Genomic DNA, 16,962 nt, shown 5'->3' with positions numbered 1-16,962 from the left:
GAGAGGCTGTCCAGAATCGTTCTGGGCAGTTTTTTTGTCTCAGGAAAGAAGCGTAATCTTAAGGACAGTTTCAACTTGGGGGATGAAGAAATGGCAAACGCTGTGATATTATTCGGGCTCTGCCTTTACCTCTCGTGGGTAGATTTTCGTCATAGACGAATACCCAATCTTGCATTAGTTGCAGGGTTTGTACTGATTTCTTTTATGGAGTATGTTCTCTCTTCGCCGAGGGAATGGCTGATGGCTGGAATCTTTGCGATTATCTGTTTACTAGTATTTGGATGGATCAGCTGGCACAGGCCGCGTGCGCTGGGGATGGGGGATGTGAAGTTGTTCGCTTTAGTCTGCTATGGACTTGGGGTTCACGATTTTGTAGTCGTTCTTACGGTTGCGAGCTTGGCAGCTATGCTCGTCTCTCTCGCTTTGTTGCTGATACGAAAAGTAAGTATAAAATGCGAAGTACCGTTTGCGCCTTTTGTGACGATTGGGTTAGCCGTCATTTTGTATATGAGCGAAACCTCTTGAAATGGCATGGGGAATAGTAGTAGAAACAAATTTAATAGAATCACTAGATAGAAGTCATAACCCGTCCGAGCAAAACGTATGCTAGTACAAAGAGCCTGTGGCTAGGAGGGCAAGCGTATGAGCGGACAAAATAAAAATCGTGTGACGGTCAAAATGAACGGAAGGTTCTGGGATGAAAAGCGGGACGACATCCCGAAGGAAGCAAGTAGAAAGCGCACCCCAAAGGATGACACGCCTCGTGTTCGTTTTCAAGCGCCTCCCTTGTCGTTTACTGACCCGTTTAAAGAGAAGGGCAACGAAGCATGGGAACGCATGATGCAGCTACGTGGAGCAGTCGCGAAAGAAACGAAGCCGAACGATGAATTCGATCAGACGACAAACGACTCCTTTGAATCCGATTATTCTTTCGAGGATACCGAAGAGAAGGGATACAGGAGTAGTCCTGGTAGTCGGCTCGCAGCGTTATGGCCAAAGGGGCCCTTTTGGCGCACGACATTAACAACGGGTGGGGCTATAGCAATTGGTCTTTTGTTCGGATTTCTTGTTTTGACAGTCTTTTCCCAAAAGGAGTTTTCCGAGTCGTACGGAAATGTTCTGAGTGAAACGGTTCAGACACTGACAGCGCCGGGTGCAGGTACTGAACAAACGGCTGGGAAAAATGGCGTGGCAGGTCCCGCTTTGCCAAATGAAAGCCAGCCAACGCATGAGACGCCGACGAATGGTACCGTAGTGGGTCAAAAAGCAATAGCTTTACAACTGCCAGCCGTAAACATGTACGTTGCACAGGCAGGAGTATTCCAGCCGGATGCATCCCCGCAAACAGCTGTAGAACCACTGGAGAAAGCGGGGATTCCTCATCTGCTTTATAAGGACGCAAGCAAGCAGTATATGTTCGCAGCTGCTGCTCCCACAAGAGATGCTGTGCTAGGCTTTGCCGCCAGCTTGAAAAACAAAGGCATGGATATATACGTCAAAGAATTTTCCTTTCCGGCTTTTGAAGGGTCTGTCCCTGTTGGAAAAGCCGCCAACGCATCTGGTGACCCTAACGTGAGTGCCTTTTTCACCCACGGAGTCAAACTCGTCCAAACACTTTCAGCACAATCAGGGCTGATTATTACGACGGGTCAACTTTCGCCAACGGCAAAAGAAACAGCAGAATTAAAAGAAATTCACCGCCAATTTCTGGAGGAAAGTCGTAAAATGGAAGCCAAGGATGCCTGGAAGCCATTGCTAGATGGGATGGTAAATGGGGTGAATCAAGCGCTGGCGGCCAGGGACAAAATGGCAGAAGCGAGCGTTGGAAAAAAGGTGGAAAGCGCCGAATCCTATGCGTGGCAAGTACAGGCGGGTGTCCTTGCCTTTTTCGAGAGCTACTCGAGCTGGATTCAAAATGCACGCTCATCCACATAAGTGCATGTTTATATGGTCTTCCGCAAGGTTTTCTTGCAGGAGGCCTTTTCTTTCTATACAGTAACTACCAAGAGCAATCAGGGATTGTTTCGCTTCTCCCCATTTGCTAAACTTATGTTTGGCAAAAAGAGAATCCCTTATAAAAAGGGAGTTGGGAAAATGGGGAAAGAAACGCTTACTCTCGTGTTTCTGTTGGTGAGTGGACTTTTGTTTGGCAGCATTATCGGGGAGATTTTAAGTCCCTGGCTACCTTTTTTGACCAAGAGTAAAGAGATTACTTGGTCGCCTGCGGCAGATTTAGAAATTTTGAAGTACGAACTGAACTTTCAGGTAAAACTAAATCTAGCCAGTATCGGAGGCTTAGCCCTCGCATTTTGGATACATCGACGAATAAAGTAGGTTGAAAAATGACGAAAAAAAATGTTCCTCTCATTCTGGCTTCATCTTCGCCTCGTCGAAGGGAGCTTCTGCAAGCTTTGGGCTTATCATTTACCGTTATCACCAGTGATGTAGATGAGACGACAGCAGAGCATTTATCTGCGAGCGAAGTAGTAGAAGAATTGTCTTTGCGCAAGGCCAAGGAAGTGGCTTCTCGCTTGACGGAAGGCGTCGTTTTAGGATCTGATACGGTAGTCGTTCTTGATGGCCAAATACTGGGCAAGCCTGTTGATGAAATGGACGCATACCGTATGTTGTCCATGCTTCAGGGGCAAGAGCACACCGTTTATAGTGGAGTCGCCTTGATAGATGTGGAGACAGGCCGTGCGGAAGTCTCACATAGTCTAACACACGTAAGAATTCGAGCTTTAACAGAGCAAGAAATCAAGTCGTACATTGCGACAGGTGAGCCGATGGATAAAGCGGGCTCATACGCCATTCAGGGTATTGGAGCCACGCTCGTGGAAGGAATAACTGGAGACTACTTCACTGTTGTTGGTCTTCCGTTAGGCCTGACGTCTACTCTTTTGACACGTTTTGGGATGCCGATATTGTAAAGTTGTCATGCTTGAAGCAAGCGGCGACGGCCATACGCCTCATGAACATCTCCATGTCAGCCGTTTTCGATAATGTGAATATGGCTGGAGGCGGATATAAAATGGCAACAAATACCTGTAACAAAATGCTGTTAAAAAACGTCCCTTACTATGACCGTCCACGTGAACGACTGCTTCGCGAAGGAGCGGTCCATCTGTCTGATACTGAACTTCTTGCCATTTTACTGCGGACAGGCAGGGAACAAGAGACGGCTCATCAGCTGGCTCAGCGCTTGTTAGCCAGGTTTGGAGACCTGCGTGGTTTAGCCCAAGCCTCTCATGCTGAGTTAACAGAGCTAAAAGGAATTGGTCCAGTCAAAGCGATTGAATTGCATGCTGCGTTTGAGCTTGGGCGTAGATTGATGGGAGTGCCTCGAGAGTATAGGGCTTCTATCCGTTTACCACGGGACGTAGCTGATTTGATGTCGCCAGAGCTTGCTCATTTGACACAGGAACATTTTGTCTGTCTCTTTCTGAATACCAAGAACCATGTGATTGGCAAGCAGACGATTTTTGTAGGCAGTCTGGACGCTTCCATCGTACACCCGAGAGAAGTCTTTAAAGAAGCGATCCGTCGTAGCAGCGCATCGGTGATATGCCTACATAACCATCCGAGCGGTGATCCGACACCTAGCAGGGAAGACATCGCGATTACGCATACATTGCGTGACGCTGGTGAACTGGTAGGGATTTCATTGTTGGATCATGTTATTATCGGGGAAGGCAAGTACGTTAGTCTCAAAGAGCAAGGGTACTTGTAACATGTTTTTACGTGCAAGATTTATCATCGATACGTCTATGAATTCTTGTGCGCATGAAAACCTTCCACAAAAACGCGGTCGCTCTATCTAGGGGAGGCCTCGATAGAGGTTCTCTTATGCTTGTCATTTGGATTAATATTTGGAAGGAGTTTTTTTATGTTTGGTGGATTTACACGTGACTTGGGGATTGACCTCGGCACTGCCAATACACTTGTTTTTGTGAAGGGTAAAGGAATTGTGGTGCGTGAACCTTCTGTTGTAGCGATTCGTACGAATAACAATTCCATTGAAGCAGTAGGGAATGCAGCGAAAAGTATGATCGGTCGTACGCCAGGTAATATCGTAGCGGTTCGTCCAATGAAAGACGGGGTTATCGCTGACTTTGATACAACTGCGACAATGATGCGCTATTTCATCAATCAAGCACAAAAAAATCAAGGTCTGTTTACGCGTCGTCCAAACGTAATGGTCTGTGTACCTTCGGGAATTACTGCGGTGGAAAAGCGTGCAGTCGAGGACGCTACGAAGCAGGCTGGCGCGAAGGAAGCATATACGATTGAAGAGCCGTTTGCAGCAGCGATCGGTGCAGACCTGCCAGTGTGGGAACCGACTGGAAGTATGGTCGTTGACATTGGCGGTGGTACGACAGAGGTCGCTATCATTTCTCTCGGGGGGATTGTTACATCCCGCTCCATTCGTGTGGCTGGGGATGAGATGGACGAGGCGATCATTCAGTACATCAAGCGCCGTTACAACTTGATGATCGGGGAACGGACATCAGAAACATTGAAGTTGGAGATCGGCTCTGCGATTGCTCCTGATGAGGTCGAAAACGTTGACATTCGCGGTCGTGACCTTGTAACCGGATTGCCAAAAACGCTCTCGGTAAGCAGCACAGAGATTGCAGAAGCATTGGCTGAAACCATTTCTGCTATCGTGGAATCGGTGAAGGTAACACTCGAAAAAAGCCCGCCTGAGCTCGCGGCGGACATCATGGATCGTGGGATTGTACTCACAGGTGGCGGTGCGCTCTTGCGCAACATGGATCGCCTGTTAAGTAAGGAAACGGGTATGCCCGTGCATGTCGCGGAAAACGCACTGGACTGCGTAGCGATTGGAACAGGTCGTGCATTGGAGAACATTCACCTGTTCAAATCCAAGCAAGGCATCACCTCTTCCCGACTAAAACGGGGTAAATAAACGGAGGGTAGGGCATGTCGTTTTTCGGGAATAAGCGGCTTATCATTGTACTTGTAGGCTTGGTCCTGCTTATCTCCGTCGTGGGCTTCACTTCTCGTGAACGGGTTAGCCTGACCTGGCCAGAAATGTTCTTCAAAGATACCTTCAGCGTGGTGCAGGGCTTTTTCTATCGCCCTGCCCAGGCTGTTTCTGGCTTTTTTCAGGAAATTGAAGAAGCGTACGGCGTATATGAAGAAAACAAGGCACTCAAGGCAAGTTTGGATCAATATGCTCGTCTCAGTGCCGAATTGCACACACTCAAGGCAGATAATGAGCGCCTTCGAGAAATGGTGGGAGCAAAAGATTCACTCAAATCTTACAGGCTTCACTTTGCGGAAGTCGTAGCGAGAAACCCTGATACATGGAACAACGTTGTTACCATCGATCAAGGTTTGAAAAGTGGCATCAAAAAGGATATGGCGGTCATCACTGCCAAAGGAATGATTGGGCGCGTACAGAGTGTTGCCAACTTTTCATCTACAGTTGAATTGTTGACAAGCTATGAACGGCGGGACCATATTTCTGCGGGTATTTTGACGCAGGAACTGGTCGAAGGCAAGCCTGTATACCGTCAGATTAGTGGTGTCATCGAAGAATACGACCCGCAAAAGAGATTGCTCGTCATGCGTAAAATCCCTTGGGGACAGGCCATTAAAAAAGATCAGCAAGTTATTTCTTCAGGTTTGGGAGGAGTTGTACCTCCTAATTTGCCGATCGGCTATATTGTTCGCGTAGAACCAGATGATTACGGCTTGACTCAAACGGCCTACATCCAGCCAAGCGCTGATTTTTCACAATTGAATGAAGTCATGGTTGTGGAACGAGATTTTACAATCGCTCCCAATGGTGAATTGATCCCGCAACAGCCAGCTGGCCAGACACAAACACAGACAACTGTGCCCCCGGCTCCACCTGCTAGCGGGGGTGGTCAGTAATGGCTCGATTTTTATTGACGTTGGGCGTCGTGGTCATGTTTGTTTTGGAAGGAACTGTGATGCAAGTATTTTCACCTGGCGCTGGGGGTCTGTCTTGGATGATAGTCCCCCGGTTTGCGCTTGTCTGCTGCGTTTTTATTTCGATGTATCTCGGCAGGCGTGAGGGCTTGTATTACGGGATCGCGTTCGGATTTTTACAAGATGTCCTGTTTGGGCAACTAATTGGAATCTATACCATGTCCATGATGGTGGCCAGCTACTTTGCAGGGATGATCGTTCTTTTGTTCCAGAGAGGATTCGGGATGGTTTTTATTACCAGCTTCCTGATTTTGTTCGGACATGAGTGGCTTTTGTATTCCTTGTTCCGCTTGTTTTCCGCTGCCCCCTTCGATGTTCAATGGATTTTGACACATCAAATTTTGCCTAGTGTGCTGTTTAATCTCGCTTTTGGCTTACTGGTATACTTTCCGATCAAGAATGTATGCAACAAGATTCTGGCGAAAAAGGAAATGCACATGCAGTAAGGGCAAAGGAGAGGAGAGTTCGTGGAAGAAGTCAAAGAACCGAAATCAGATATACCTATTCGGCTCAATCTATTGTTTGTGATTGTATTTTTGTTCTTCGCCGCCATTATTTTACGGCTAGCCTTTGTGCAGCTGGTGGAAGGCGAACAGTACAAGCATGAATTGGAAAAGTTCAGTATTCGTGAACTGCCGATTTCCGCTCCTCGTGGTCGTATCTTGGATAAAAATGGCGAGGTACTCGTTTCGAATAAGCCAGTGTACACCGTTCAATACGTTGAAGAACAAGGACAGGACATTGATGAAGAGAAAGTCGCGGATCGTCTGGCAAAAATCCTCATTCCCGATGGCGGCAAAATCGGTACGGATAAGGAACTGTTAAAGAAGACGATTGAACTGAGATCAACTTTGCCTGTTGCTTTCAATGCGCAAGAAACAAACGATCTCAAGGCAAAGGTTGCGGCGAAGTTAAAAGCCGTTCCGAAAGTAGAGACCGTCGATCAAATGTCGGACTTTGAGCTGGTAAAAACTGCTGTGTATCTCGGGATGCGCATTCGTTCTCCTTTTGATGACAAGGAGAGAGCAGACCTTATTAAGAAACTGAATGCTGCCAAGCCGGGTACACCCGCTATTACGGAAGCGAACACTACGGATTTCGAACTGTTAAAAATGGCGATAAACGCCAATATGACCCTCACTCTCAAATTGGACAAGGAAGATCGTAATGACCTCGCCAAAAAAGTGAAGGATCAGATCGGAGTTTTGCCAACTCCCGAAGGCTTAGCAGAAAAGTCCGACATGGATTTGCTGCGCTATGCCTCGTTGTTCGACATGGATATCAAACTACCGTTGACAGAGCAGCAACGCCAATTTCAATGGCACAAGCTTTCTTTGCTGCAGGAGATGCGTTCACCGCAGATGGCCAGCTACATCCCTAGACGTGTCAAGGTCAACATCACGGAGCAGGAAATGTTCCAAATCGAAGAACGACGCACCGAACTGCCGGGAATTAGTGTGGAGCTGGAGCCTGTTCGCCAAATTTTCGAAGATCCGGATGGTTCGGCATTTGGTACGCACTTTCTCGGGTACATCAATGCGATTCGTCCTGAGAGCTTGAAAGAATATCAGGCACAAGGCTACAACGCTATCGACCGTGTCGGTGTAACCGGTTTGGAGAGCTCCTATGAACGTTATTTGCGCGGTAAAAACGGGATTATGGAAGTGCACGTGAACAAAAATTCGGAGACGGTAGAGAAGAAGATGCGCCAAGCCCCTGAGCCAGGAAACGATCTCGTTTTGTCTATGGACTGGCGTTATCAAAGCAAGGTAGAGGCCATCTTGAAAGAAGAATTTGAATCATTCAAGAAGCGCCCGACTACGCCAAAAGAATTTAAGGACGCACACGTATTGGTGATGAATCCGAATACGGGCGAAATATTGGCGATGGCGAGTTATCCAGATTACAATTTGAATCTGTATTACGACCGCAAGAAATTCAACGAGAATTACGCCTCGCTTATTTTGCCGAACGAATCAAACCGATTCATTTATACGCCATATCCACCTGCTTCTACCTACAAGCCACTGTCTGTCATGATTGCGCTTCAGGAGGGTCTGACTACACCGAACGAAGTCATCTATGACCGAGGCGGCTTGAATGTTGGTAACACGTATAAACGCAACTGGAAGGCAAGTGGTCATGGACCTGTTAACGCTCGTCGTGCCTTGCAGGTGTCGAACAATACGTATATGTACGAAATGGCGATTCGATTAGCAAGAAAAGGGAAAGAAGGCTGGGAGAAGCAGTTCTCTGTCTATGATTACTACAATTCCCAGTTTGGTCTCGGTGTGAAAACAGGTGTGGATCTGCCGAATGAACATACCGGTTGGGAAAACCAGAACCTTTACTACGGAAACTTGGCGGACGTGATGATTGGTCAATACGATCTGTTCACGCCGATGCAGCTGGGGCAATACGTATCGACCATTGCTAATGGAGGATATCGGGTACGCCCACATCTTGTAAAAGAAATTCGTAAAGGAACAACCGATCCGAAGAAACCAGGACAAACGCTCTCGGTTATTGAACCACAAGTGCTAAACCGGGTTGATATCGATCCGAAGCATATACAGGTGGTAAGAGAAGGGATGCGGTTGGTTACTCAGCCAGGTGGTACCGTTCAACGATTCAATGGGTTGCCTTTCACTGTTGCAGCCAAGTCTGGTACGGCACAAACGTCGCAGCCAGCGGAAAATGCACTGGTTGTCGGCTTTGCGCCTTATGAAAATCCTCAACTGGTTTTCGTCGTCATTGCGCCGAACAGTTTGAGAGACGGTACGTCCAGTTCTGATGCGACTGGTCCGATCTCGCGTCGATTGCTCGAAGCTTACAATGAACTGAATCCAGGTGTCCTTACTGGTGGGGTTCCGAAGCCAAATCCACCGTCCGCGAAGTAACCGCAATGGTTGTCCAGGGCAATCAAGCCCAAGAGAATAATGGAGTCAAGCTCTTGTAATGCCACAATCTGACCCAATTCGGCAATTTTTTCACGCAGAGCAGGAAAAATCTTTCTGTATGGCGAATGGTATCGGTCGAGGTGAAACCGGTGACGACTGTGAAAAGCAAGGTCACGATCAAAGGGACTAAAGAGGGTCTCGTCTTCTTTATGGATGATACTTGTTCCTTCGACGAACTGCTGGCCGATATGCGTGAAAAAATAGAGCATAGCCACCAACAGATTTTGTCGGGGCCACTCATTCGGGTATCTATAAAATTGGGAAAACGATACTGCTCACCCGAGCAACAAGAGCAGTTGACTCAAATTATTCGAACTAAGGGCAACCTGGTGATCCATACAATCGAATCTGATTTGATCACGCGGGAAGAAGCTATGGCTGAACGCCTGAAAACCCATTTTTCCATACAGGTAAATACGGTACGCTCTGGGCAAGTACTGGAGTTTGACGGTGATTTGCTCTTATTGGGAGATGTCAATCCCGGGGGGACGGTTCGCAGTACAGGAAGCATCTACGTGCTAGGTCATCTCAGAGGGTACGCGCACGCAGGTATTTCCGGTGACTCACAGGTAATTATTGCGGCTGCAGTCATGAGTCCAACCCAGTTGCGGATTGCAGATGTGATCAGCAAGCCGGGTGAGGAATGGACGAATAATTCCGGAGGCACAGAATTTGCCTATCTGGAAAATGAGATCATGCTGGTAGCGAAAATGAACTACTTGTCGCGAATCCGCCCTGATTTGGGTGAGAAAAAGCGTGAGGGTTGAGGGAAAGAGGAGGAACGGACGTGGGGATTGGAATTGTCGTAACTTCCGGTAAAGGCGGCGTGGGTAAGACGACCACTTCCGCCAATTTGGGAACGGCGCTCGCATTGTTGGGACAAAAAGTGGTCATGGTAGATACCGATATTGGCTTGCGCAATCTGGATGTAGTCATGGGACTTGAGAACCGAATTATTTATGATCTGGTAGACGTTGCAGAAGGCGCATGCCGACTGCCGCAAGCTCTGATCAAAGACAAGCGGTTTGACAATCTGGCATTGCTCCCGGCTGCTCAGACCAAGGACAAATCAGCAGTAACTCCTGAGCAGATGGAGGAAATCATTACGCAACTGAAGCGGGAATATGATTATGTCATCATCGATTGCCCTGCGGGTATTGAGCAAGGCTTCCGCAATGCAGTGGCAGGGGCTGATCAAGCAATCGTCGTGACTACACCTGAAAAGGCTGCTGTGCGTGATGCTGATAGGATTATTGGCTTATTAGAGCGAGAAAAAATCGGAATGCCTAAGCTGGTCATCAATCGCGTTCGCTCCCATATGGTGAAAAATGGCGACATGCTGGATGTAGAAGACATTTTGGATTTGTTAGCCATTGACTTAATTGGTGTAGTACCGGATGATGATCATATCATTAAATCCGCGAACCAAGGTGAGCCGGCTGTGATGAATCACGAATCGCGTGCTTCCATCGCGTATCGGAACGTGGCTCGTCGCCTTTTGGGTGAAGCTGTTCCATTACAACCATTGGAAGAAAAAGCGGGCGTGCTCCATAAAATGCGTAAATTCTTTGGATTAAAATAGGTAATACTTGGCTCCCTTCTTTCTATAGAGGGGAGTCACGTTTTCTAGGAGGAAACGGATGGACCTGGAAAAACGTCATTTAAAAACAATTGACTGGACCATCATTTTGATTTTGGCAGGGCTGGGTATCTTTAGCTATCTCGGGATTTCCGGCTCTGCGGCAGGTGTAGATAAGGCGCATCAGCAGGTCCTTTGGTATGTCATCGGCTTTATTGTGCTAGGTGTGACATTGTTATTTGACTATCGCCTATTCCACAACATGGCCTATGTCTTATATGCACTCGGTCTGATTCTTTTGATCGGGGTATTTCAAACGAAGCCGATTAACAATACGACGAGCTGGTATGACCTTGGTCCTGTCTTGGTTCAGCCTTCTGAACCGATGAAGCTGTTCACGATCATAACGGTGGCCCGCTTCTTGTCCAAGAGGGCAAGCGATGCGGATCGGTTTTACTATTTTTATAAGCTGATTCCCGTCATGGCCTTGGTTGGTGTACCATTGCTTTTGATTTTGATTCAGCCCGATTTGGGTACGGCCATGGTTTTTACGGGGATGCTTGCCACAATGCTAATCGTGGGTGGCATACGGATGAAGCATGTGTTGTACATGGGAGGATTGGTCGGCAGCTTCTTTGCCGCCATGACGCTGCTGCATGAATACAAGCAGGATATCTTTTTCAAGATTATCAAGCCGTATCAGTGGGATCGAATCCTCTTTTGGATGGACCCAGATCTTGAACCGATGGGACGAGGGTTCCAACTCAAGCAAGCATTGATTGCCATCGGCTCAGGGCAATTGTTTGGAAAAGGGATTGATACGCCGACGCAAGCGAGCTTTGGATGGGTACCGGTAGGAGAAAGTGATTTTATCTTTACCGTCATTGCTGAGAAGCTGGGCTTTGTCGGAGCGGGCTTGCTGATGATTCTGTTTTTCGTCTTGATTTACCGAATGATCCGCATTGCGATGGAGGCTAAAGATCCGTTCGGCTCCTATGTTGTCGCGGGTGTCGTAGGGATGCTTACCTTCCAGATCTTCGAGAACATTGGGATGACGATTCAGTTGATGCCGATTACGGGTATTCCACTTCCGTTCATTAGCTACGGAGGGAGTTCGCTCCTAACCAACTTTCTGATCGTTGGTGTGGTGCTCAATATTGGGATGCGTAAGGACAAGTTGCGTTTTGACTAAATGAGGTTTTTCAAAAAGTCTTCTGGTTCTCGCCGCTGTCTCGGTGATGAATAGAAGACTTTTTTAACATTTACGAAATGCGTGACAAATGCAAATACTTATGCTAAAATCATCCTAAGTTAACCATTTTTACAAGTTATAGTGTTTGATTGATTGGTATGGAGTCGTACGTATTGTGAGTGACGTCACCAATTGTCAATCGCAATTCTTATGACTTTTTTTCCTTGACGCAAAAGGCTTATCTGTAAAAAAGAGGTTAACGCTACACTCTTTCGCCTCGTGGGGCGTAATGTTCAGGGAGGTTTTGTTTCATGCAACAAGGTATCGTAAAATGGTTTAACGCAGAAAAAGGATACGGCTTCATCCAAGTTGAGGGTGGCGACGACGTATTCGTACACTACAGCGCAATCCAGTCAGAAGGTTTCAAATCTCTTGACGAAGGTCAAAAGGTTGAGTTCGAAATCGTTCAAGGTAGCCGTGGACCACAAGCTGCTAGCGTATCTAAACTGTAAAATTGACAGATTCAAAGGCAGTCTCTCAATGGGGAGACTGTCTTTTTTGCGTGTTTCCAACCGATAAGCTGGGTAGTTGGAGAGGGACAGCGGTCGTCATAAAGCAGGTAGACAAGTCATAGGATGATACTAAAGGCTTGGCCTGCGGAGGGATGGACATGTTTGAAAGAGTAGATCGTGTAAAAGAAAGACGGAGGGAGCGTTTGGAACGAATCCGAACACAATCACGAGACAGCTATACTCCCTACGTCGATGATTGGAAAGATCCCATCGAAGAAACTCCGAACCCATTCAGTTACTCGCCGCGCGAGAATGATGTGATGGACCAGCCACCGTCCCATGAAAAGTGGGGCGTGCAAATTTTAGCATCTGTCTTATTGATTGGTGCTGCTTATGTTTTGTTTCAAACTACGCTGATCCCAGCCTCTTGGAAAAGCTCCGCGAGGGAAGTCATGACACGGGACTTTAATTTTTCAGGGGTAGCGGACTGGTATGAAGCAAGATTTGGTCCGATTCCGACAATGCTTCCCTCGATACCTACTAATCCCCCTGCCGTGCCAGCAACGAGCACAACAAAGAACGCAGGTGCTGTGTGGAAGCTCCCGAGTAGCTGGAAAGTCGTAAAATCCTATGATCAAGAGAGTGCAAATGTGATCCTGAATACGGGAATGAACGATCAAATTACGATCGGAGAAGCTGGCTGGGTCGCGTTTGTCGGTGAAAAGCCTGATTTTGGGACCACAGTGATTGTTCGTCTAACCAAAGGGCGGGAGATATGGTTGGGCAATCTCGATAGTATAGGGGTGACGAAGGATGAGGTCTTGACACCTGGTCAAGTCATTGGAACCGCACGGGTAATGGACCAGACATCACGTCATTTGTATGTAGGGGCGAAAGTGAATGAGCAATTTGTTAATCCCTTGGAAGTGATACCGTTTGAATAGGGGAGGCTGGCTCGACATTCGGTTTCGTATTCACCTGCTATTTTGGGCAGTGATCGGCTTGTCCGTGGTGACAGGCCATTTTTTGGAGGTCATTACCCTGTTTGTCATTGTGCTGATCCATGAATTGGGGCATGTAGCGATGGCGCGTGAGCTCGGATGGACCGTAAAAGAAGTGCAGCTTCTGCCTTTTGGTGGAGTAGCGACGATGGAAGACTCATACGCCACGGACCCAATGGATGAGATTGTCGTGGCACTCGCTGGGCCCTTCTTAAATATGGTGATGATGGCTGCTTCGTACTTGTTTTGGTTTATGGGGATATGGACGGAAGAGTGGGCCCGCTTTTTCTTGGTAAGTAATTTGACGATTGCGCTTTTCAACTTGTTGCCAATCTGGCCGTTGGATGGCGGGAGAATCTTGTTGGCTGTTCTATGCTGGTTTATGTCGTATAGGCAGGCGACGATGATTTCGATGACGGGGAGTACGCTGTTTGCGGGGATCATGGTGGGGATGTCCAGCTTGGAGTTGAAGTACAACTTAGCAGTGATCGGGATTTATTTATTGACGTTGAACATTCAGGCATTTTTGCGGTTTCCTTATCAATTTTTTCGCTTTCTTGTGGAGAAATACGAGCGGCAGCAAGAAGAGGCTGCCGTTCAAGCGATACGGGTGCATCCTGAGGAAACAGTACTGGCTGTCTCACACAAGCTGCGGCGGGGATGCTCCCATCTTTTCTACGTGCAAGGCGCGGGTCTCTTGGCAGAGGAACAGCTATTGTATGCCCTTCTGTTCGAGCAAAAGCACAACGCCGCAGTGGGCAAGCTCCTTTAGTCATTAGCCCTTAATCTGCAGGAGCGATCCATTCCATCAACCAGCAATCCCGCATGCTTCCTTCGTGCCATTCGTGCAGAGGAAGCTCTTTTACTTTTCGAAAGCCACATTTTTCGTAGCAACACAGGGCTCGTTCATTCCAGGCTTGTGGGTCAATCGCTACTTTTTGTACTCGTTTTTCCGTGTGGAGATAATGGAGGATGGCTGTAACGAGCTGAGTGCCAATACCGCGATTCCAGTAAACAGGCTCTCCAATGAACTGGTCCATGCCGTAGACAACGTCGTCTTTTGCATACCCGTACAATTGTTTTTCCGGGGCATCGAGTGGATAAAATTGCGCATAGCCAATCGGTTCGTCCGCGTACAAGATCAGGCAGCGAGTTTCACCGTCGTCGTCTTCCGGAAAAAAGCTTTGCTGTACGAGCTTCTCGTCATGTGGCCGATCGCGACCTTCATAATAGGCCAAAACGCGCTCGTCAGAAAGCCATTTGACTAAGTGAGTGGCATCATTGGGGGATAAGGCTCTTATTTTTAAATCACCAGCATGAATCATGGATTCTCTCCTTTACCTTAGCTTGGCAGCTATGTTAGATTACTTCCTATGAGCCCAGTTATCCTTCTTTTGGGCAATGTTTGCACGGGGAATAAGGAGTGAAGGCAGTGAAACAAGTAGCGATCAGTGCACAAGGTGGAAGCATCCGCATCGCATTCATGGAAAACGGGAAATTGCAGGAATGGCGTACACAGGATGTGGGAGCACACGCAAGCGTTGGTGACATTTATCAAGGACGGATCGCGGATGTGAAGCCTGGTATCCAATCCGCCTTTGTTGATATTGGTACAGGCCAAAATGCTTATTTGTATGTAGATGACACGGTCGGTGTGGAGCCGGGTGGAGCAGCGAAACCAAGTATTGCGGAACGTGTTCACGTAGGGCAAAAGGTATTGGTTCAAGTGAGTAAAGAGGCGATGGAAATGAAGGCGCCAAAAATCACGATGCGGATCAGCTTGCAGGGGCGTTACTTGGTGTACCTTCCGACTGAAGAAAGCATATCGCTTTCGCGTAAAATAACCGATGATACCAAACGAAAACGACTGCAACAGGTGATCTATTCGACAGTAACGCAAGGAGAAGGCTGTATTCTACGCACGGAAGCGGCGGAAGCAGAAGAGCAGACACTCATTAGCGAACTGGTCTATTTGCGCAATCGCTGGCAGGACATGCTGCGAACAGCGGAGGGACTACGCTCGACCGGGCGGATTTTTCAGGATGCAGAGTTGATTGAGATGGCGCTTCGAGATGGCTTGGCAAACGGCATGGATGAGCTGTTGGTAGAAGGTGCAGCGACCCATCAGCAGGTAAAAGCGGCGTTGGCAGCTTTTGCTCCGGAAGTACAAGAGAAGCTTCGCTGGTATCAGGGCAAACAGCCGCTCTTTGACTTCTTGGGTGTCGAGGCGGAGCTGATTCGTGCTCGTGAACGACAAGTGCCGCTTAAGAGTGGAGGGTCCTTGGTCATCGACAGGACAGAAGCGATGACAGTCATCGATGTAAATACCGGTTCATTTACAGGTGGGGGAGGGCAACAGCGGGAGCAGGCAGTGACGGCGACCAATCTGGAGGCGGTAACTGAAATTGCCTGGCAGCTGCGGTTGCGAGACATCGGTGGCATCGTGATCATTGATTTCATTGACATGAAAGAGCAGACCAATAAGGAGCGAGTGATCTCACGATTGAAACAAGAGCTGGCGAAGGACCCTGTGCCTTCGACTGTTCTCGGGATGACGTCGCTTGGATTAGTCGAGATGACGCGAAAAAGAGTGCGTGTGAGCCTGTCGGAGCGGCTGACGGAGCCGTGTGAGGCATGCAAGGGCCGAGGGAGAGTTTGGCGAGTAGACGAGCTGTTCCGGCGCTTGTACGCCGAAGTCACCGCATTGGCAAAGAGCCAAGATGCGGAGGCTGTTCTCGTGGACATGCCGCCAAGATTGTTGGACATGATAGAGGAGTGGGAAAAAGCAGAAGCAATTACATGGCCTGTCCATGTCTATAAGCGGCTTGTCCCTTCTTTGAACCCGGAAGAGTTTCGAATTGGATACGTCGGAAATCGGGCAGAGGCGGAGCGTCTACGATCGAAATAACTTGACTGGGCTATTGTAGCTATGATAACCTAATGGTTGTCATACAGATATGCCTCGTGCATACTGTAACCGCACGAATCAGGTACATAAGCCGTCGCTCGTCGACGCACCTGTAAAGGCGAGTCTGAGTATAGGAGGTGCACACAGTGTACGCAATTATTGAAACCGGTGGAAAGCAATACAAGGTTGAAGAGGGAGCAGTTCTCTTCATCGAGAAATTGGCTGACGTTGAAGGTGAAGTAGTTACTTTTGACAAGGTTCTTCTCGTAAGCAAAGACGGCAAAGTTACTGCAGGAGCTCCTACAGTAGCTGGTGTTACGGTAACTGGTAAAGTAGAAAAACACGGTAAAGCGAAAAAAATTATCGTGTACAAATACAAAGCCAAGAAAAACTACCGTCGCAAACAAGGTCACCGTCAACCATTCACTAAAGTTGTGATCGAAAAGATCAACGCTTAATTGGTGACTTGTTATGATTGAAGTGATCGTGAGCCGTGCGCAGCACGGTATCCATGAAATTAGTATTTCCGGACATGCCAATGCGGGTGCCTATGGGGCAGACATCGTTTGTTCTGCTGTATCAGGCATCAGCTTTGGTATATTAAACGCCATTCAACCTTTGACCGGCATCACTCCTGATGTCGCTGTCGCACAAGAAGGCGGTGGGTTCTTGAAGTGGAGTCTTTCTTCTTCGGATGATGAGGCTACACGCGAGAAACAACAGCTTTTGGCAGAGAGCATGGTAATTGCTCTTTTGTCAGTTGAGGCGAATTACGGTAAATACGTAAAAGTAAATGATCGTAAATGGCAGGGAGGTGTCTGATATGAA

Annotated in this window: 19 protein-coding genes and 1 other annotated feature; of the genes, 18 read left to right on the top strand and 1 reads right to left on the bottom strand. The window is 47.9% G+C overall.

The features are described 5' to 3' along the window. The first annotated feature begins 90 nt into the window (after positions 1-90). The 15 genes from HP399_RS21710 (at position 91) to HP399_RS21640 (ending at position 13,998) form a co-directional block, all read left to right on the top strand. Complete coding sequence (locus HP399_RS21710) at positions 91-525, top strand: prepilin peptidase (RefSeq protein ID WP_173618939.1); 435 nt, start codon at positions 91-93, stop codon at positions 523-525. Positions 526-642: 117 nt separating this feature from the next. Further along, positions 643-1,935: a hypothetical protein gene (locus HP399_RS21705; RefSeq protein ID WP_173618938.1), complete on the top strand. Its 1,293-nt coding sequence runs from the start codon at positions 643-645 to the stop codon at positions 1,933-1,935. 159 nt (positions 1,936-2,094) lie between these two features. Beyond that, positions 2,095-2,334 carry a DUF4321 domain-containing protein gene (locus HP399_RS21700; RefSeq protein WP_007726664.1) on the top strand — a complete coding sequence of 80 codons (240 nt, stop codon included), beginning with the start codon at positions 2,095-2,097 and terminating at the stop codon, positions 2,332-2,334. Between the two features lie 8 nt (positions 2,335-2,342). After that, positions 2,343-2,930 carry a Maf family protein gene (locus tag HP399_RS21695; protein ID WP_173618937.1) on the top strand — a complete coding sequence of 196 codons (588 nt, stop codon included), beginning with the start codon at positions 2,343-2,345 and terminating at the stop codon, positions 2,928-2,930. Positions 2,931-3,031: 101 nt separating this feature from the next. Next, positions 3,032-3,730, top strand: a complete 699-nt coding sequence (gene radC, locus HP399_RS21690; protein ID WP_012685551.1) for a RadC family protein — start codon at positions 3,032-3,034, stop codon at positions 3,728-3,730. A 156-nt stretch (positions 3,731-3,886) separates the two neighbouring features. Continuing rightward, positions 3,887-4,930, top strand: a complete 1,044-nt coding sequence (locus HP399_RS21685) for a rod shape-determining protein (RefSeq protein ID WP_012685552.1) — start codon at positions 3,887-3,889, stop codon at positions 4,928-4,930. A gap of 14 nt (positions 4,931-4,944) precedes the next feature. Continuing rightward, positions 4,945-5,904 carry a rod shape-determining protein MreC gene (gene mreC, locus HP399_RS21680; protein ID WP_173618936.1) on the top strand — a complete coding sequence of 320 codons (960 nt, stop codon included), beginning with the start codon at positions 4,945-4,947 and terminating at the stop codon, positions 5,902-5,904. After that, positions 5,904-6,428 (top strand): rod shape-determining protein MreD, encoded by a 525-nt coding sequence (gene mreD / locus HP399_RS21675; RefSeq protein ID WP_173618935.1) that lies wholly within the window; start codon positions 5,904-5,906, stop codon positions 6,426-6,428. The genes mreC and mreD overlap by 1 nt, the downstream gene beginning before the upstream one ends. Positions 6,429-6,449: 21 nt before the next feature. After that, positions 6,450-8,882, top strand: coding sequence for a peptidoglycan D,D-transpeptidase FtsI family protein (locus tag HP399_RS21670; RefSeq protein WP_173618934.1), 2,433 nt, complete (start codon positions 6,450-6,452; stop codon positions 8,880-8,882). Positions 8,883-9,031: 149 nt separating this feature from the next. Next, positions 9,032-9,709 (top strand): septum site-determining protein MinC, encoded by a 678-nt coding sequence (gene minC / locus HP399_RS21665; protein WP_026042972.1) that lies wholly within the window; start codon positions 9,032-9,034, stop codon positions 9,707-9,709. Between the two features lie 20 nt (positions 9,710-9,729). Continuing rightward, entirely contained in the window at positions 9,730-10,524 is a 795-nt protein-coding gene (minD, locus tag HP399_RS21660; RefSeq protein ID WP_173618933.1) for a septum site-determining protein MinD, read from the top strand. Between the two features lie 58 nt (positions 10,525-10,582). Then, positions 10,583-11,713 carry a rod shape-determining protein RodA gene (rodA, locus tag HP399_RS21655; protein ID WP_173618932.1) on the top strand — a complete coding sequence of 377 codons (1,131 nt, stop codon included), beginning with the start codon at positions 10,583-10,585 and terminating at the stop codon, positions 11,711-11,713. A 311-nt stretch (positions 11,714-12,024) separates the two neighbouring features. Continuing rightward, the gene (locus tag HP399_RS21650; protein ID WP_007728674.1) at positions 12,025-12,225 is read left to right on the top strand and encodes a cold-shock protein; all 201 of its coding nucleotides are present in this window, start codon (positions 12,025-12,027) and stop codon (positions 12,223-12,225) included. A gap of 158 nt (positions 12,226-12,383) precedes the next feature. Continuing rightward, positions 12,384-13,169 carry a M23 family metallopeptidase gene (locus tag HP399_RS21645; protein WP_173618931.1) on the top strand — a complete coding sequence of 262 codons (786 nt, stop codon included), beginning with the start codon at positions 12,384-12,386 and terminating at the stop codon, positions 13,167-13,169. After that, positions 13,162-13,998, top strand: a complete 837-nt coding sequence (locus HP399_RS21640) for a M50 family metallopeptidase (protein WP_173618930.1) — start codon at positions 13,162-13,164, stop codon at positions 13,996-13,998. The genes HP399_RS21645 and HP399_RS21640 overlap by 8 nt, the downstream gene beginning before the upstream one ends. Positions 13,999-14,008: 10 nt before the next feature. Here the strand turns inward: HP399_RS21640 and aac(6')-35 are convergent, their stop codons facing one another. Beyond that, on the bottom strand, positions 14,009-14,551 hold the full coding sequence (gene aac(6')-35 / locus HP399_RS21635) for an aminoglycoside 6'-N-acetyltransferase AAC(6')-35 (RefSeq protein ID WP_173618929.1): 543 nt from the start codon (positions 14,549-14,551) through the stop codon (positions 14,009-14,011). Between the two features lie 107 nt (positions 14,552-14,658). On the opposite strand from aac(6')-35, the gene HP399_RS21630 reads away from it, so the two are divergent. The 3 genes from HP399_RS21630 to HP399_RS21620 all read left to right on the top strand — a co-directional run bounded on the left by HP399_RS21630 (position 14,659) and on the right by HP399_RS21620 (position 16,956). Beyond that, the gene (locus HP399_RS21630; RefSeq protein ID WP_173618928.1) at positions 14,659-16,134 is read left to right on the top strand and encodes an Rne/Rng family ribonuclease; all 1,476 of its coding nucleotides are present in this window, start codon (positions 14,659-14,661) and stop codon (positions 16,132-16,134) included. 57 nt (positions 16,135-16,191) lie between these two features. Further along, positions 16,192-16,270: a sequence feature (ribosomal protein L21 leader region), on the top strand. Between the two features lie 10 nt (positions 16,271-16,280). After that, on the top strand, positions 16,281-16,592 hold the full coding sequence (gene rplU, locus HP399_RS21625; protein ID WP_007728661.1) for a 50S ribosomal protein L21: 312 nt from the start codon (positions 16,281-16,283) through the stop codon (positions 16,590-16,592). A gap of 13 nt (positions 16,593-16,605) precedes the next feature. After that, positions 16,606-16,956 (top strand): ribosomal-processing cysteine protease Prp, encoded by a 351-nt coding sequence (locus tag HP399_RS21620; protein ID WP_048032113.1) that lies wholly within the window; start codon positions 16,606-16,608, stop codon positions 16,954-16,956. Positions 16,957-16,962 lie beyond the last annotated feature (6 nt).

The sequence above is a fragment of the Brevibacillus sp. DP1.3A genome (genome assembly GCF_013284245.2).
Lineage (GTDB): Bacteria > Bacillota > Bacilli > Brevibacillales > Brevibacillaceae > Brevibacillus.
This window is presented reverse-complemented; position numbering and strand designations above follow the sequence as displayed.

Excerpts from the sequence above, each read along its gene's own strand:
- HP399_RS21710 (WP_173618939.1), top strand. The coding sequence starts at position 91 with ATGGCAAACGCTGTGATATTATTCGGGCTCTGCCTTTACCTCTCGTGG.
- HP399_RS21705 (WP_173618938.1), top strand. The coding sequence starts at position 643 with ATGAGCGGACAAAATAAAAATCGTGTGACGGTCAAAATGAACGGAAGG.
- HP399_RS21700 (WP_007726664.1), top strand. The coding sequence starts at position 2,095 with ATGGGGAAAGAAACGCTTACTCTCGTGTTTCTGTTGGTGAGTGGACTT.
- HP399_RS21695 (WP_173618937.1), top strand. The coding sequence starts at position 2,343 with ATGACGAAAAAAAATGTTCCTCTCATTCTGGCTTCATCTTCGCCTCGT.
- radC (WP_012685551.1), top strand. The coding sequence starts at position 3,032 with ATGGCAACAAATACCTGTAACAAAATGCTGTTAAAAAACGTCCCTTAC.
- HP399_RS21685 (WP_012685552.1), top strand. The coding sequence starts at position 3,887 with ATGTTTGGTGGATTTACACGTGACTTGGGGATTGACCTCGGCACTGCC.
- mreC (WP_173618936.1), top strand. The coding sequence starts at position 4,945 with ATGTCGTTTTTCGGGAATAAGCGGCTTATCATTGTACTTGTAGGCTTG.
- mreD (WP_173618935.1), top strand. The coding sequence starts at position 5,904 with ATGGCTCGATTTTTATTGACGTTGGGCGTCGTGGTCATGTTTGTTTTG.
- rodA (WP_173618932.1), top strand. The coding sequence starts at position 10,583 with ATGGACCTGGAAAAACGTCATTTAAAAACAATTGACTGGACCATCATT.
- HP399_RS21650 (WP_007728674.1), top strand. The coding sequence starts at position 12,025 with ATGCAACAAGGTATCGTAAAATGGTTTAACGCAGAAAAAGGATACGGC.
- HP399_RS21645 (WP_173618931.1), top strand. The coding sequence starts at position 12,384 with ATGTTTGAAAGAGTAGATCGTGTAAAAGAAAGACGGAGGGAGCGTTTG.
- HP399_RS21620 (WP_048032113.1), top strand. The coding sequence starts at position 16,606 with ATGATTGAAGTGATCGTGAGCCGTGCGCAGCACGGTATCCATGAAATT.